Annotated in this window: 8 protein-coding genes and 1 other RNA gene; 5 read left to right on the top strand and 4 right to left on the bottom strand. The window is 51.2% G+C overall.

What is annotated here, in order from left to right; genetic code table 11:
• Window positions 1–30: 30 nt before the first annotated feature.
• Window positions 31–441 (bottom strand): 1,4-dihydroxy-2-naphthoyl-CoA hydrolase, encoded by a 411-nt coding sequence (gene menI / locus M975_RS05860; protein ID WP_064557923.1) that lies wholly within the window; start codon window positions 439–441, stop codon window positions 31–33.
• Entirely contained in the window at window positions 438–3,494 is a 3,057-nt protein-coding gene (ydiJ, locus tag M975_RS05855) for a D-2-hydroxyglutarate dehydrogenase YdiJ (protein ID WP_064557922.1), read from the bottom strand. Before ydiJ ends, menI begins: the two co-directional genes overlap by 4 nt.
• Window positions 3,495–3,818: 324 nt before the next feature.
• On the opposite strand from ydiJ, the gene ydiK reads away from it, so the two are divergent.
• Window positions 3,819–4,919 carry an AI-2E family transporter YdiK gene (ydiK, locus tag M975_RS05850; RefSeq protein WP_064557921.1) on the top strand — a complete coding sequence of 367 codons (1,101 nt, stop codon included), beginning with the start codon at window positions 3,819–3,821 and terminating at the stop codon, window positions 4,917–4,919.
• A 204-nt stretch (window positions 4,920–5,123) separates the two neighbouring features.
• An RNA gene (gene rprA / locus M975_RS05845) (antisense sRNA RprA) lies at window positions 5,124–5,228 on the top strand.
• Window positions 5,229–5,429: 201 nt separating this feature from the next.
• Here the strand turns inward: rprA and M975_RS05840 are convergent.
• Entirely contained in the window at window positions 5,430–7,832 is a 2,403-nt protein-coding gene (locus M975_RS05840) for a glycoside hydrolase family 3 N-terminal domain-containing protein (RefSeq protein ID WP_064557920.1), read from the bottom strand.
• A 322-nt stretch (window positions 7,833–8,154) separates the two neighbouring features.
• Here M975_RS05840 and M975_RS05830 point away from each other — a divergent pair, with 322 nt between their 5' ends.
• The gene (locus tag M975_RS05830; RefSeq protein WP_064557919.1) at window positions 8,155–9,552 is read left to right on the top strand and encodes a glycoside-pentoside-hexuronide (GPH):cation symporter; all 1,398 of its coding nucleotides are present in this window, start codon (window positions 8,155–8,157) and stop codon (window positions 9,550–9,552) included.
• 48 nt (window positions 9,553–9,600) lie between these two features.
• Here the strand turns inward: M975_RS05830 and ppsA are convergent, their stop codons facing one another.
• On the bottom strand, window positions 9,601–11,973 hold the full coding sequence (ppsA, locus tag M975_RS05825) for a phosphoenolpyruvate synthase (RefSeq protein WP_064557918.1): 2,373 nt from the start codon (window positions 11,971–11,973) through the stop codon (window positions 9,601–9,603).
• 386 nt (window positions 11,974–12,359) lie between these two features.
• Here ppsA and ppsR point away from each other — a divergent pair, with 386 nt between their 5' ends.
• Both ppsR and aroH read left to right on the top strand, forming a co-directional pair.
• A complete protein-coding gene (gene ppsR, locus M975_RS05820; protein WP_064557917.1) occupies window positions 12,360–13,193 on the top strand; it encodes a posphoenolpyruvate synthetase regulatory kinase/phosphorylase PpsR in 834 nt (277 codons plus the stop codon).
• 159 nt (window positions 13,194–13,352) lie between these two features.
• Window positions 13,353–14,399: a 3-deoxy-7-phosphoheptulonate synthase AroH gene (aroH, locus tag M975_RS05815; protein WP_064557916.1), complete on the top strand. Its 1,047-nt coding sequence runs from the start codon at window positions 13,353–13,355 to the stop codon at window positions 14,397–14,399.
• Window positions 14,400–14,436: the final 37 nt, after the last annotated feature.

Below are 14,436 nucleotides of genomic sequence, written 5' to 3'. Positions count from 1 at the left end.
GATATCAACTTCACCGCCCGGCAATACTATCTAAATCACCGCCGTCGTCAGCCTTGAGGTGCAGCAAAGCCGCCCTTGTTCATCGCTGATTTCAATTTGCCAGACCTGGTGCCTGCGCCCAACATGCACGGCGGTGCACACACCGCGCACAATGCCTTCACGTGCGGAGCGCAGATGGTTGGCGTTAACTTCAAGCCCGACAATTTTCTGCTCACCGTCGGTGCACAGATACCCGGCCACGGAACCGAGCGTTTCAGCTAATACCACCGACGCGCCGCCGTGCAGCAGGCCAAACGGCTGACGGGTGCGGTTATCAACCGGCATGGTAGCTTCCAGCTCGTTTTCTGTAATGCGGGTAAAGACGATTCCCACATGCTCAACCATATTGTCAGCGCCCATTTTATTGAGCGCGTCCAGATTCACTTCACGTCGCCAGATCATCCCAGAATCTCCAGTAGTGCCTGTAGCGGATGGCGAACACCGTTGCCTTCCACTCGTTTCACCTGGCTACGACAAGAATAGCCGGTTGCCAGGCAGCGTTGACGCGGCAGGCGCTGCATCGCCTGGTGCCACGACAGCTCGTAAATCCCCAGTGAGTTCGCATGATTTTTAACTTCATGCCCGTAGGTTCCCGCCATGCCGCAGCAACCGACGCTGACGTTTTCAAGCTTCGCACCTAAGCGGGCAAAAATCTCCGCCCACTGGTTTGGCGCAGTGGGTAGCGCGGTGACTTCCGTACAGTGGCCAAATAAATACCAGGATTCACCGCCCACAGTGGCAATTTCGCGGCTGGCAAGCACAGCGGGTAGCCATTCATGAACCAGTTGCACATGGAAATCCCCGCGTTCTTCGCCGAGCGTTTGTTTGTATTCGTCACGATAGCAAAGCACCAACGCCGGGTCGACACCGACCATCGGCATACCTAACTGCGCAATCCGGTTGAGAAATTCTGACGTTCTACGCGCGGTGCGAGCAAACTTTTGCAAGAAGCCTTTGATGTGCTGCGCTTTGCCATTTGGTGAGAACGGCAGCACAACCGGGGCGTATCCCAGCTTCGTGACCAGCCGTACAAAATCCGCCACCACTTGCGCATCGTAGTAACTGGTGAACGGATCTTGCACCACCAGCACCGTTTTGGCGCGTTGCTCGGCGCTATAACTTTCCAGTTGCTCAAGCGTGGTGTTTGCAGAAGCATGCCCGACCAGTTGCTGTTGTAGCGTTGGCGTGGAGAGCATCGGTAAATCAATCATACCAATGTGCTTCGCCGACAGATTACGCATCCACGGCTGGCTCATAAAGAAGTTAAAGGTTTTTGGCGCACGCGCCATTAACGGTGCATAACTTTCAACGGTTGCCACCAGATGGTCGCGCACTGGGCGCAAATAGCGGGTGTGATAAAGCTGTAAGAAACGCGAGCGGAATTCCGGCACGTCAATTTTGATAGGGCACTGTGTGGAACACGCTTTACACGCCAGGCAGCCGGACATCGCCTCTTTCACTTCGTGAGAGAAATCGTATTCACCTTTGCGTGCATGCCAGGAGTTGCGTGTGCGTTCGATGAGCGTGCGCAAACTGGCACGTTTTTCCGGCATTTGTTTTTCCAGCGCATCGGGGTCAACACCCCGGTCCGCCAGTAAACGCAGCCATTCACGCGTTAACGTCGCCCGCCCTTTTGGTGAGTGAATACGGTTGCTGGTGATTTTCATCGACGGGCACATCGGGCTTTTTACATCGAAGTTAAAGCACAAACCGTTGCCGTTACACTCCATCGCACCACGCCAGGAAGTGCGCACCGCAATCGGGATTTGCCTGTCGAAAGTGCCGCGTTTTACCGCATCGACCTGCATCATTGGGTCATCCACACCTAGCGGAGGGCAGATTTTCCCTGGGTTCAGGCGATTGTTCGGGTCGAATACCGCTTTAATACGGCGCAATTCTTCATACAACGTTTCGCCAAAGAACGCCGGGCTGTATTCGGCGCGGAAGCCCTTGCCGTGCTCGCCCCACAGCAAACCACCGTATTTCGCGGTAAGTGCGACCACATCATCAGAAATGCGCTTCATCAGCACTTCCTGATGCGGGTCAGTCATATCCAGCGCCGGGCGCACGTGTAAAACACCGGCATCAACGTGGCCAAACATGCCGTAGCTCAGGTTGTGGCTATCGAGCAAGGCGCGAAATTCAGTGATGTAATCAGCTAAATGATGCGGTGGCACGCAGGTATCTTCGGCAAAAGGAATCGGCTTCGCCTGGCCTTTTGCATTACCCAACAGGCCGACGGCTTTTTTGCGCATATTATAGATGCGCTCAATGCCTGCCAGTTCGGTACAAACCTGCCAGCCGATAACGCCGCCTTCACCCTGTGAAATCAGCGAGTCGAGGCGTTCGCACAATGAAGTAACCTGCCCTTCGATTAACGCGTGATCGTCACCTGCAAATTCAACGATGTTCAGGCCAAGCATCTCTTTACCTGGCACATCGGTGATCAATTCATTGACTGAATGCCAGACGATATCTTCACGCGCCAGGTTGAGGACTTTTGAATCGACAGTTTCGACGGAAAGCGCCCGCGCTTCGACCATAAATGGCGCGTTACGCAGCGCAGAGTCGAATGAATCATATTTAATGTTCACCAGGCGGCGCACTTTCGGCAGACGCGTGATGTCCAATTTCGCCTCAGTCACAAACGCAAGCGTGCCTTCTGAGCCACAAAGAATACGCGTGAGGTCGAATTGCGAAAGGTCGTCATTAAACACATGGCGCAGATCGTAGCCGGTCAGGAAGCGGTTTAATTTGGGGAATTTGTCGATGATGAGCTGGCGCTGTTCGCGGCAACGCTCAAGCACGGTACGATAAATCCTGCCCGTCGGGCTGTCGTCGCGCCCCATCTCTTCGGCAAGCATTGTCGCCATCGGGTGCGTGTCGAGAATATCGCCGCCGAGTAACACCGCGCGCACACCCATCACGTGATCCGAGGTTTTACCGTAAACCAGCGAGCCCTGCCCGGAGGCATCGGTGTTGATCATCCCGCCAAGCGTGGCGCGGTTACTGGTTGAAAGCTCTGGTGCGAAGAAATAGCCGTACGGTTTGAGATATTGGTTGAGTTGGTCTTTTATCACTCCAGCTTCGACCCGCACCCACCCTTGCTCAGGGTTGATTTCAATGATGCGGTTCATATAGCGCGACATGTCGACGACGATGCCTTTGTTGAGCGACTGACCATTAGTGCCAGTGCCGCCACCGCGCGGAGTAAAGACTAATGACTGAAAGCGTTCCTCAGAAGCTAGTCGGGCAAGCAACGCCACATCTGCCGTGGAACGTGGGAATAACACCGCATCAGGTAACAGCTGGTAAATGCTGTTATCGGTGGCCATCGTAAGACGGTCAGCGTAGCTGGTGGCGGTATCGCCGGTAAAACCTTGTTGCTCCAGTGCCTGCAAAAAATTGAGCACCAATTGAACGAGTCCTGGTGCCTGAGATATTTGTGGGATCATTAGTGGGTCGACCCTGCTCGAAGTTGTAAGTTATCGTTTGCATTTAATAATTCTAATACCCTCAATAATTCGAGTTGCGGGCAGGCGACAAGGCCGTAACTCCCCAGGAGCATAGATTGCTATATGGCTGGGGCGCACGGGTGCAGTCAACACACCTGCGGCTCGAAGTAAGACGGGTATTCGTTTTTAACACATTTTTTTCAGACATGCCCCCCTGTTTTGTTTCTGTTAAAAATTGAGGAAATACATCATCATTATGTCATCCGCTTCGCGGCTTTAACGCAGGCACTTTGCCGGTTATTCGTTATTAAGGTGATTTTATCTATGGTCAAAGCCAGTCAGCCAAAGGATCTGCTACAGGTTCTTCTGTCGGTGTTATTTATCTCGGTGATGATTATCGCCTGTTTGTGGATTGTACGCCCTTTCGTATTAGGCTTCGCGTGGGCAGGTACTATCGTGATCGCAACATGGCCACTGATGCTGAAAATCCAGCGTTTATTGTGGGGAAAGCGCTCACTTGCCGTGCTGGTCATGACGCTCTTATTGTTAATGCTGTTTGTTATTCCCGTCGCGCTGCTCGTTAACAGCCTGGTCGATAACAGCGGCCCGGTGATTGACTGGGCGACAAAAGGCAATATGGAGTTACCGAAATTTGAGTGGCTTCATGCCATTCCTCTGATTGGTGACAATCTTTACGCTGGCTGGAATACGCTGGTTGAAAGCGGTGGCAGCGCGATTATGGCGAAAGTTCGCCCTTATATCGGCACCACAACGACCTGGTTCCTCGGCCAGGCCATCCATGTGGGCAGTTTCCTGATGCATTGCGGCCTGATGCTGCTGTTCAGCGTGCTGCTTTATGCAAAAGGTGAAACGCTGGGTAATGGTATTCGCCATTTTGCATTCCGCCTGGCGGGTAAACGTGGTGATGCTGCAGTGTTGCTGGCAGGCCAGGCAATTCGTGCCGTGGCGCTTGGCGTGGTTGTTACAGCACTGGTGCAGTCGGTGCTGGGTGGCGTGGGGCTTGCCATTGCAGGCATTCCCAATGCGACTTTGTTAACCGTCGTTATGCTGATGTGCTGCCTGGTGCAAATTGGCCCGTTAGTGGTGCTGGTGCCGTCTATTGCCTGGCTGTACTGGACCGGTGATACCACATGGGGCACGGTGTTGCTGGTGTGGAGTTGTGTGGTGGGCACGATGGATAACTTTATCCGTCCGGTGCTGATTCGTATGGGCGCTGATTTGCCGATGATCCTTATTCTCTCCGGCGTTATCGGTGGTTTGATTGCCTTCGGCATGATTGGGCTGTTTATCGGGCCGGTGCTGCTGGCGGTATCGTATCGTCTCATTTCTGTGTGGATGCACGAAGCACCGCAACCGCAGGATGATCCCAATGAAGTTGTGGAGATTCTTGAAGAACACGAATAACCCAACCTGCTCGTCAATTACCCCCATTTAATGGGGGTAATCTTCTGCAATGATTAACAGCTCTTAACATTCCAGCATTTTTCAACCTCTAAATAACTCTTTGATTCCAGAACTCGCAGTAATGTGACCTCAACCGTTTACTTTCCATTAACTATTGAGACGAATCCGAGTGACGCTCCAGGGTGAGATGCCTACTATTACTTCACGGCTATGAATCAACACATTGATTTATAAGCATGGAAATCCCCTGAGTGAAACAACGAATTGCTGTGTGTAGTCTTTGCCCATCTTAGATGGGCTTTTTTTTGCGTGCCGTTTTGCCCGTCATACTTCGCGCTACAGCGGCGTTGGCTACACTCGCTCACCCCAGTCACTTACTAAAGTAAGCTCCTGGGGATGACCTCCCTTGCCGCGTTACTCGGCGAAGCCTCGCCCCGTGGGGGCCAGCGCAAGCGCTGTTCAAAAGGCTGAAGCCTTTTGTGCTGTAGCACGAATTATTTAGGACATGCATTATTTAGGGCATGCATTAATTTCGGGATAACTTAAAACCTCGCAACGACTCACCATCCGCCACTTGCCGTTAATAACCCGCGTATCGCCGGTCACTCGCACAACGCCCGTGCTTCTGATATCGCCACTTGATGCGCCAACGCGGATTTCAAACTCGCCTGGTTCGACAACACGCTCACCATTGCGGCGGGTGAAATTCAGCATATCCGTAGGAATGGTAAACGTGAGTCGTGCGCTGCTACCGGGTTCAAGATGCACGCGCTGGAACGCTTTGAGTTCCTGAACAGGGCGCACCATTGACGCCACTTTGTCATGAACATACAGCTGGACTACTTCGCTGCCTGCTACCGTTCCGCTGTTGCTGACGGTAATACTCGCGCTCACCACACCGTTCTCATTGGGAATCTCATTGCTGGCAATTTGCAGCGCCCCATAACTGAATTCAGCCCATGTTTTACCAAAGCCGAACGGGTATCGCGCGCCAAAGTGGAAGGCAAATGGCGTACCACCACTCTTAAGCTTATGGTTGTAGTAATACGGCATTGCCCCGGCGCTTTTAGGAATGGACACCACCAGGCGGCCGCCTGGTTCAGCACGCCCGGTAATAATATCGGCAATTGCATGGCCGCCCTCTTGCCCAGGAGCCCAGGCCATCAATAGCGCGGCAACGTTATCTTCCTGGCCGCCTAAGTTGTACGGACGCCCTCCGGTCATCACCACGATCACCGGTTTGCCGGTAGCAACCAATGCATCGAGTAGTTGTTGCTGCACGCCCGGTAGTTCAAGGCTGTCAGTATCCGAACCTTCGCCGACTGTTCCGCTCTGGAATAAGCCGGATAAATCCCCCACGCACAGCACCACAACATCGCATTGTTCAGCAGTTTTCACGGCGTCCGGAATCAGCGAGGTATCGTGTGAAACCGGAGAGGCTTGCATCGGTTTTCCACCGCTGTCACCGGGGAAAACTGGCGCGCCAGCCATGCGTTTTTCGATGATGTGGCAGCCTTTGGCATAACGTACGTTATCGCGGCCAAGTTGCTGTTGAAGGGCGTCTAACAGCGTGGTCACTTGCGATGTTTGTTCAAGCATATCGCTGATAATCAGATGCACCGGGAAGCTATAGCCGCTCAGCAGCGCGAGCGGGTCGTCAGCTGTCGGGCCAATCACCGCCACGCGCGGGTGCCCTTTCAACGGTAATATGCCGTCGTTTTCAAGCATCGTGATTGAACGTGTCGCCACGTCACGCGCAATCTGTACGGTAGATTCACTTTGCAGGACGACACTGTTTTCATCGCGGTAAGGGTGTTCAAATAAGCCCAGCCGGAACTTCTCTTTTAATACACGAGCCACAATCTCATCGATTTTTTGCATCGTGATGAGGCCGCGTTCTACCGCCTCCGACAGATGGCGCGCGCAATCATCTTTTGGTAATTCCACATCCAGACCGGCATTAAACGCCAGCGCCGCAGATTCCGCCGCATCGTGTGAAATACCATGGTGTTGATGCAACAGACTCACACCGCCGTAATCCGCCACAATCAGGCCATCAAAGCCCCACTGCTCGCGCAAAATTGTGGTCATCAAGAATTTGTCAGAATGCCCTGGCTGGTTATCAATATCGTGATAAGCCGGCATGACCGAACCGGCATTTGCGAGCTTCACCGCCATTTCAAACGGCAGCAGGAAGGTATCATTTAACTCGCAAAAACCCAGGTGAACCGGGGCGTGATTACGCGCACCTTCGCTAAATGAGTGACCAACATAATGTTTGAGCGTGGCGAGCACAGAGCGTTTTTCACCCTGCAAACCTTTGACGTAATGTGTCGCCATTATGCCCACAAGCCACGGGTCTTCACCGAATGTCTCTTCCGTGCGCCCCCAACGTACATCGCGCGAAACATCCAGCACAGGAGCCAACCCCTGATGGCAACCAGTTGAACGCGCTTCTTCGCCAATCGCGGCAGCGGCGCGCTCAATCAGATCCAAATCCCAGGTCGAGCCATAGTTAAGTGATGACGGAAATAAGGTGGCATCTTTGCACAACAGGCCCACCAGACACTCCTCATGAAACAGCGCCGGAATGCCCAGCCGCGTTTCTTCGACCAGCGTTTTCTGTAAGCGGTTAGCGGCTCGCACGCCCTCTTTAGCATCGACAATATGGGTTCCCAGTGGCCGGGTAATTTGCCCCACACCCAGTTTGAGCCGTTCGGCAAGTGCAGATTGTTCTGTCACCCCTGAAAATTCATCGCTTAAATCTGTGCGCTCCCGGTGGTTGCCATCGCTCGATAAAATCAGCCAGTACGCATGCATTTGGGCAAATTTTTCTTCCGGCGTCATGCGTGATAGCAGGTCAGCGACACGTTCATCTACCGGGCGGCGAGCATCCTGATAAATTGCAGGCATAATATTCCCCTTTCGAGTTCAGCCATCCGCGAGACTGTTCGCGGAGATGATTTTTAATCATCAATATGGGTGATGAGTGCGGGTGCAAACAATTGCCAGAATAACCTGCAAGATTACGTTTTTTGGTTTTAAGTGATAAATGTGATGGGTTTCAAAAATATCCATGAAATAAAATCCATTCACGACAAGGAGAATCAAATAAGAGATAACTCCGTCACAGTTGGTAAGAAACATAAAACACAAATAAAAAATTACAATACTCATCTTAACTTTCACCACATATAACTAAGGGCATATTCCGGCTCTTAATAAAGGTGAATGTATGTCGGTGTTAACTGAAAAAATTACCATCAAAGAAAAACTGGGTTTTGGGCTGGGCGATGCGGCAAGTCACATTGTCTTTGACTCTTCCGTTGCTATCCTCGCTTATTTCTATACCAATATTTATGGTTTACCCCCTGCGGTCATGGGGACTCTGTTTTTACTCGTCAGGGTACTGGATGCGATTACCGACCCTATTATGGGCGCGATTGCCGACCAGACAAAAAGCCGCTGGGGGCGCTTCCGCCCATGGTTATTGATTATCTGTATCCCGTTTGCAGTCAGCTGCGTGCTGGTTTATTCAACGCCTGATTTTGAGCAAACCGGCAAAATTGTCTACGCCGTATTTGCATATATATTCATGACGCTAATGTACACCGCGATCAATATCCCTTATTGCTCATTAGGTGCCGCGATCACCTCTGATCCTCAGGAAAACCTTTCTCTGCAATCATGGCGTTTTGCCATTGCGCCAATCGGCGGTGCGATGGGTACGGCGCTGATTCTGCCACTGGCTGATTTCATCTCTCCAACTGATAGAGCTGCGGGTATGCAGTGGGCGATGGGTATCTTCGGTGTGATCGGCTGCATCATGTTCCTGGTCTGTTTTTTCACTACTCGCGAACGCATTACGCCAGTGAAAGAAGAAAACCTGAATATTATGCGCGACGTAAAAGTTTTATTAAAAAACGATCAGTGGCGTATTTTGTCTGTTTATAACCTTGCGATGTTGTGCGGTGTTGTCGTTCGTGGGAGTTTACTGGTCTATTTCGTACAATATATCCTTAATCAGGGCAGTGGCATTATTTCGATGTTTATGCTTGCCACGACCATCGCCGCCGTATTTGGCAGTTTATTTGCAAAGCATCTCGGTAGCTGGATGTGTAAAATTCGCGCCTCCATTTGGGTGAACGTGTTAAGCGCATTAATAGGTTTATTGTTCCTTGTACTGCCGACAAACTACTGGATGCCCGCATTCATCGTGCATATTGCCCTTAATATATTGCAGGGTATAAATGCCCCTCTGCAATGGTCAATGATTACCGATGCTAATAACTACGGTGAATGGAAAACTCAGCGCCGCATTACCGGAATGAACGTCGCGGCGAATATATTCATTATTAAATTAGGTGTGGCGATTGGTGGTGCGTTAACCGGATGGGGTCTGGCCTGGTTTGGTTATCAGGCAGGTGTAGAGCAGCAATCAGCTGAAGCCGTACGTGGTGTATTGATTCTGTTTACCGTGCTACCGGCAATTTTCTACATCATTACGGCTATTTCGATCCACTATTACAAACTTACCGAAGAGAGAATGAACAGTATTGTAGGTGATTTGCGAATGGGTAAATTCCAGAGCGAAAGCAAAGTTACCGGAGTCATGACACCGAAAGCATTATGATAAAAAAGGCTCCTCAGCAATGAGGAGCCTTACTATGATGAATATTAATTATTTTTGAGATTCTGCCAGACTTAACCAGGTTTGCACCACGGTATCCGGGTTCAGGGAAAGACTATCGATCCCCTCTTCCATCAACCAGGCAGCAAAATCTTCATGGTCAGATGGACCTTGCCCGCAAATACCCACGTATTTACCCTGCTTCTTGGCTGCTTTAATCGCCATCGACAACAGTGCTTTCACCGCGTCGTTGCGCTCATCAAACAGTTCAGAAACTACGCCAGAGTCGCGGTCCAGCCCCAGCGCAAGCTGAGTCATGTCGTTTGAGCCAATGGAGAAACCATCAAAATATTGCAGGAACTCATCTGCCAGCAAGGCGTTAGAGGGGATCTCACACATCATGATAATTTTCAGCCCGTTCTCACCGCGTTTCAAACCCTGGCGTTCCAGTTCCTCAACCACCGCTTTGGCCTGCGCCACAGTTCGCACAAACGGCACCATTACTTCGACGTTAGTCAGGCCCATGTCGTTACGCACCCGTTTCATTGCAGCACATTCCAGCGCGAAACAGTCGCGGAAGCTGTCAGCCACGTAACGGCCTGCGCCACGGAAACCAAGCATCGGGTTTTCTTCATGCGGCTCGTAACGCTCGCCGCCCACCAGGTTGGCGTATTCGTTAGATTTAAAATCAGAAAGACGCACGATAACGCGCTTCGGCCAGAATGCCGCGCCGAGTGTCGCAATCCCTTCCGTCAGGCGACCGACGTAAAACTCAACCGGATCGTCATAGCCTTTCATCATTTCACGGATTTCGTTTTGCAGCGCAGGCTCTTGCTGGTCAAATTCCAGCAGCGCACGCGGATGCACGCCAATCATGCGGTTGATGATAAATTCCAGACGCGCCAGTCCCACACCTTCATTTGGCAGGCAGGCAAAATCAAATGCGCGATCCGGGTTACCGACGTTCATCATGATTTTCAGCGGCAAATCCGGCATGGTATCGACGGTGGAACTTTTGATGCTGAAATCCAGCAGTTCCTCGTAAACATAACCGGTATCCCCTTCGGCGCAGGAAACCGTCACATTCTGATCTTCGCTCAGGCGTTCTGTCGCGTCACCGCAACCCACTACCGCTGGAATACCCAATTCACGGGCGATAATCGCCGCGTGACAGGTGCGCCCACCACGGTTGGTGACAATCGCCGCCGCCTTTTTCATGATCGGTTCCCAGTCCGGGTCGGTCATGTCGGTGACTAAAACATCACCCGGCTGAATGCGGTTCATCTCGCTGATGTCATGAATGACTTTGACCGGACCGGCACCGATGCGATGGCCGATAGCACGTCCTTCAGCAATGATTTTGCCTTGAGAATGCAGCTGATAACGCTCCATCACCTGGCCCTGAGAACGCACGGTTTCCGGGCGAGCCTGAACAATAAACAGCTTGCCAGTGTGCCCGTCTTTTGCCCATTCGATATCCATCGGGCGGCCATAGTGTTTCTCAATTTGCACCGCCTGCTTCGCCAGTTCCTGCACCTCTTCAGGCGTGATAGAGAACTGGTCACGGTCGGCTTGCGGCACATCTTCGATACGCACTTGCTTGCCATGCTCCTGGCTTGGGGCATAAACCATGCGGATTTTTTTCGAGCCCATATTGCGGCGCACAATCGACGGTTTGCCGGCAGCAAGCGTAGGCTTATGAACGTAGAACTCGTCCGGGTTAACAGCACCCTGCACCACCATTTCACCCAGGCCATAAGCGGAGGTGATAAACACCACCTGATCGAAACCGGATTCAGTGTCGATGGAGAACAGCACACCGGATGATGCGAGGTCTGAACGCACCATGCGCTGCACGCCAGCCGAGAGCGCAACGCCACGGTGGTCGTAACCCTGGTGAACGCGATACGAAATGGCGCGGTCGTTAAACAGGGAAGCAAAGACGTGTTTCACGGCAACCAGCACCGCGTCATAACCTTGTACGTTGAGGAAAGTTTCTTGTTGTCCGGCAAACGACGCATCGGGCATATCTTCGGCGGTTGCAGAAGAACGCACGGCAAAAGAGGCATCTGCATCGTCTGAAGAAAGCTGTTCGTAGGCATCATGAATGGCTTTTTCAAACTCAGGCTGGAATGGCGTATCAATTATCCACTGGCGGATTTGGGCACCGGCTTTGGCAAGCTCAGTCACATCATCAATATCCGTTTTATCCAGCAATTCATAGATACGCTGGTTCACGCCACTTTGGTCAAGAAACAAGTTAAATGCTTCGGCCGTGGTGGCAAAACCATTCGGCACGGAAACACCCATACCGGAAAGGTTAGTAATCATTTCACCCAGAGAGGCATTTTTGCCCCCGACCCTGTCTACATCATTCATGCCGAGTTGGTTGTACCAAAGCACCAGCGGTGACGAGTTGGACATCGAAACAATCCTTTTGTGAAGATGAGCGGTTCAAGAAATTTCAGAATGTATATACCCACACAATTTGAGTTGTAGCCGACACTGCTACGCTCAAAGAATGACGGTTATATTTAGATTGGCATAATTAACCGCATGAATGAAACAGGTGAATCGTTCAAGCAAAATAAAAATTTGAAATTTTCAGATATATTTACATTTTGCGTAACTTGTTGATTCTTAATTTACTCCCTATATAAATAAGGGTTTAAGAGAATCAGAAAAGTGAACTGTGCATTTCATTTAAAATAAAAACCACGTTTCATTTTCAAAAAGAGAATGAGATTGATCCGGTATCATAATTTTTAATTTATCATTCAGAAAAAGCAGTCATTAACAGGATTGAAAAAATGGATAACGCCGCAGACAGACAAGTTTTTTATATCTCCGATGGCACCGCCATTACCGCAGAAGTTCTTGGTCATGCCGTGATGTCACAGTTTCCGGTGGCGATAAACAGCATTACGCTACCGTTTGTTGAAAACGAAAGTCGCGCTAATGCAGTGAAAGAGCAAATCAATGCGATTTACCAGCAGTCTGGCGTACGCCCGCTGGTCTTCTATTCCATCGTTTTACCGGTCATTCGCGACATTATTTTGCAAAGTGAAGGTTTTTGTCAGGATATTGTGCAGGCGCTGGTTGCCCCTTTGCAGCAAGAATTAAAACTTGAACCCACGCCGATTGCTCACCGAACTCACGGTCTTAATCCCGGGAATTTAATCAAATATGATGCGCGTATCGCCGCCATTGATTACACGCTCGCGCATGATGACGGCATTTCAATGCGCAACCTCGATCAGGCACAGGTGATTTTACTCGGTGTTTCACGCTGCGGAAAAACCCCCACCAGCTTGTACCTCGCCATGCAGTTTGGTATTCGCGCCGCAAACTACCCGTTTATTGCCGACGATATGGATAACATTCAGCTGCCAGCGGTACTTAAGCCTTTGCAACATAAGCTCTTTGGTTTGACGATCAACCCGGAGCGCCTTGCGGCAATCCGTGAAGAACGCCGGGAAAACAGCCGTTATGCCTCGATGCGCCAGTGCCGTCTGGAAGTGGCGGAAGTCGAAGCACTGTTTCGCAAGAACCAGATTCGCTACCTGAACAGCACTAATTATTCGGTTGAGGAAATGGCGACCAAGATTCTGGACATCATGGGACTGAATCGTCGCATGTACTAACAAACTAGTTCACAAGTTCAATTTTGTATGTCAGGCTGTACGCAATCTGGTGGTAACGATTCAGTTTTACGGTTGAATTCAACATAGATTGGTTTATCGTGACAGCCATCACTTCCCGGTACTCCTGCCGAGCTGAAGACAAAATTTTTGAGACACCCAATGAATAAAACAGATGAATTGCGCACCGCGCGCATCGATAGTCTGGTCACACCTGCGGAGCTGGCACAGCGTCTGGCTGTCTCCCAGGAAGTTGCGCAAAACGTAACTGCCTCACGCCGTCGTATCGAAAAAATCCTTAATGGTGAAGATAATCGCCTGCTGGTGATTGTTGGTCCTTGCTCCATTCATGATCTGGATGCAGCAATGGATTACGCCAGACGCTTGCAAACTGCGCGTGAAAAGCATCAGGATCGCCTTGAAATCGTGATGCGTACCTATTTCGAAAAGCCGCGCACCGTGGTGGGCTGGAAGGGGCTGATTTCCGATCCAGATTTAAACGGCAGCTACCGCGTCAACCACGGCATCGAGCAGGCACGCCGCCTGTTGTTGCAGGTCAATGAACTGGGTGTTCCGACCGCAACAGAATTCCTCGATATGGTGATCGGCCAGTATATTGCCGATTTGATTAGCTGGGGCGCCATTGGCGCACGCACTACCGAAAGCCAGATCCACCGTGAGATGGCATCTGCCCTTTCGTGTCCGGTCGGTTTCAAAAATGGCACCGATGGAAACACGCGTATTGCGGTAGACGCGATTCGTGCCGCACGTGCCAGCCATATGTTCCTTTCGCCGGATAAAAACGGCCAGATGACCATTTATCAGACCAGTGGTAACCCGTACGGCCATATTATTATGCGCGGCGGCAAGCAGCCAAACTACCACGCAGCCGACATCGCCACAGCGTGTGACAGCCTGCATGAGTTTGATTTGCCGGAACAACTGGTGATCGATTTCAGCCACGGCAACTGCCAGAAACAGCATCGCCGCCAGCTCGAAGTTTGCGAGGATGTGTGTAACCAGATTCGTAATGGTTCACGGGCAATTGCGGGTGTGATGGCTGAGAGTTTCATTCGTGAAGGCACGCAGAAAATCGTTGCCGGGCAGCCACTGGTGTACGGCCAGTCGATTACCGACCCTTGCCTGAACTGGGAAGACACTGAAACGCTGCTCGATATGCTGGCAGACGCAACGGATAGCCGCTTCTGATATTTTGAGTCCCCTCTCCTGAGGGAGAGGGCCAGGG

It is taken from the genome of Buttiauxella brennerae ATCC 51605 (assembly GCF_001654925.1).
In the GTDB taxonomy this organism is placed as follows: domain Bacteria; phylum Pseudomonadota; class Gammaproteobacteria; order Enterobacterales; family Enterobacteriaceae; genus Buttiauxella; species Buttiauxella brennerae.
The sequence above is the reverse complement of the archived record's forward strand: the minus strand, read 5'-3'. Positions and strand labels throughout refer to the sequence as shown.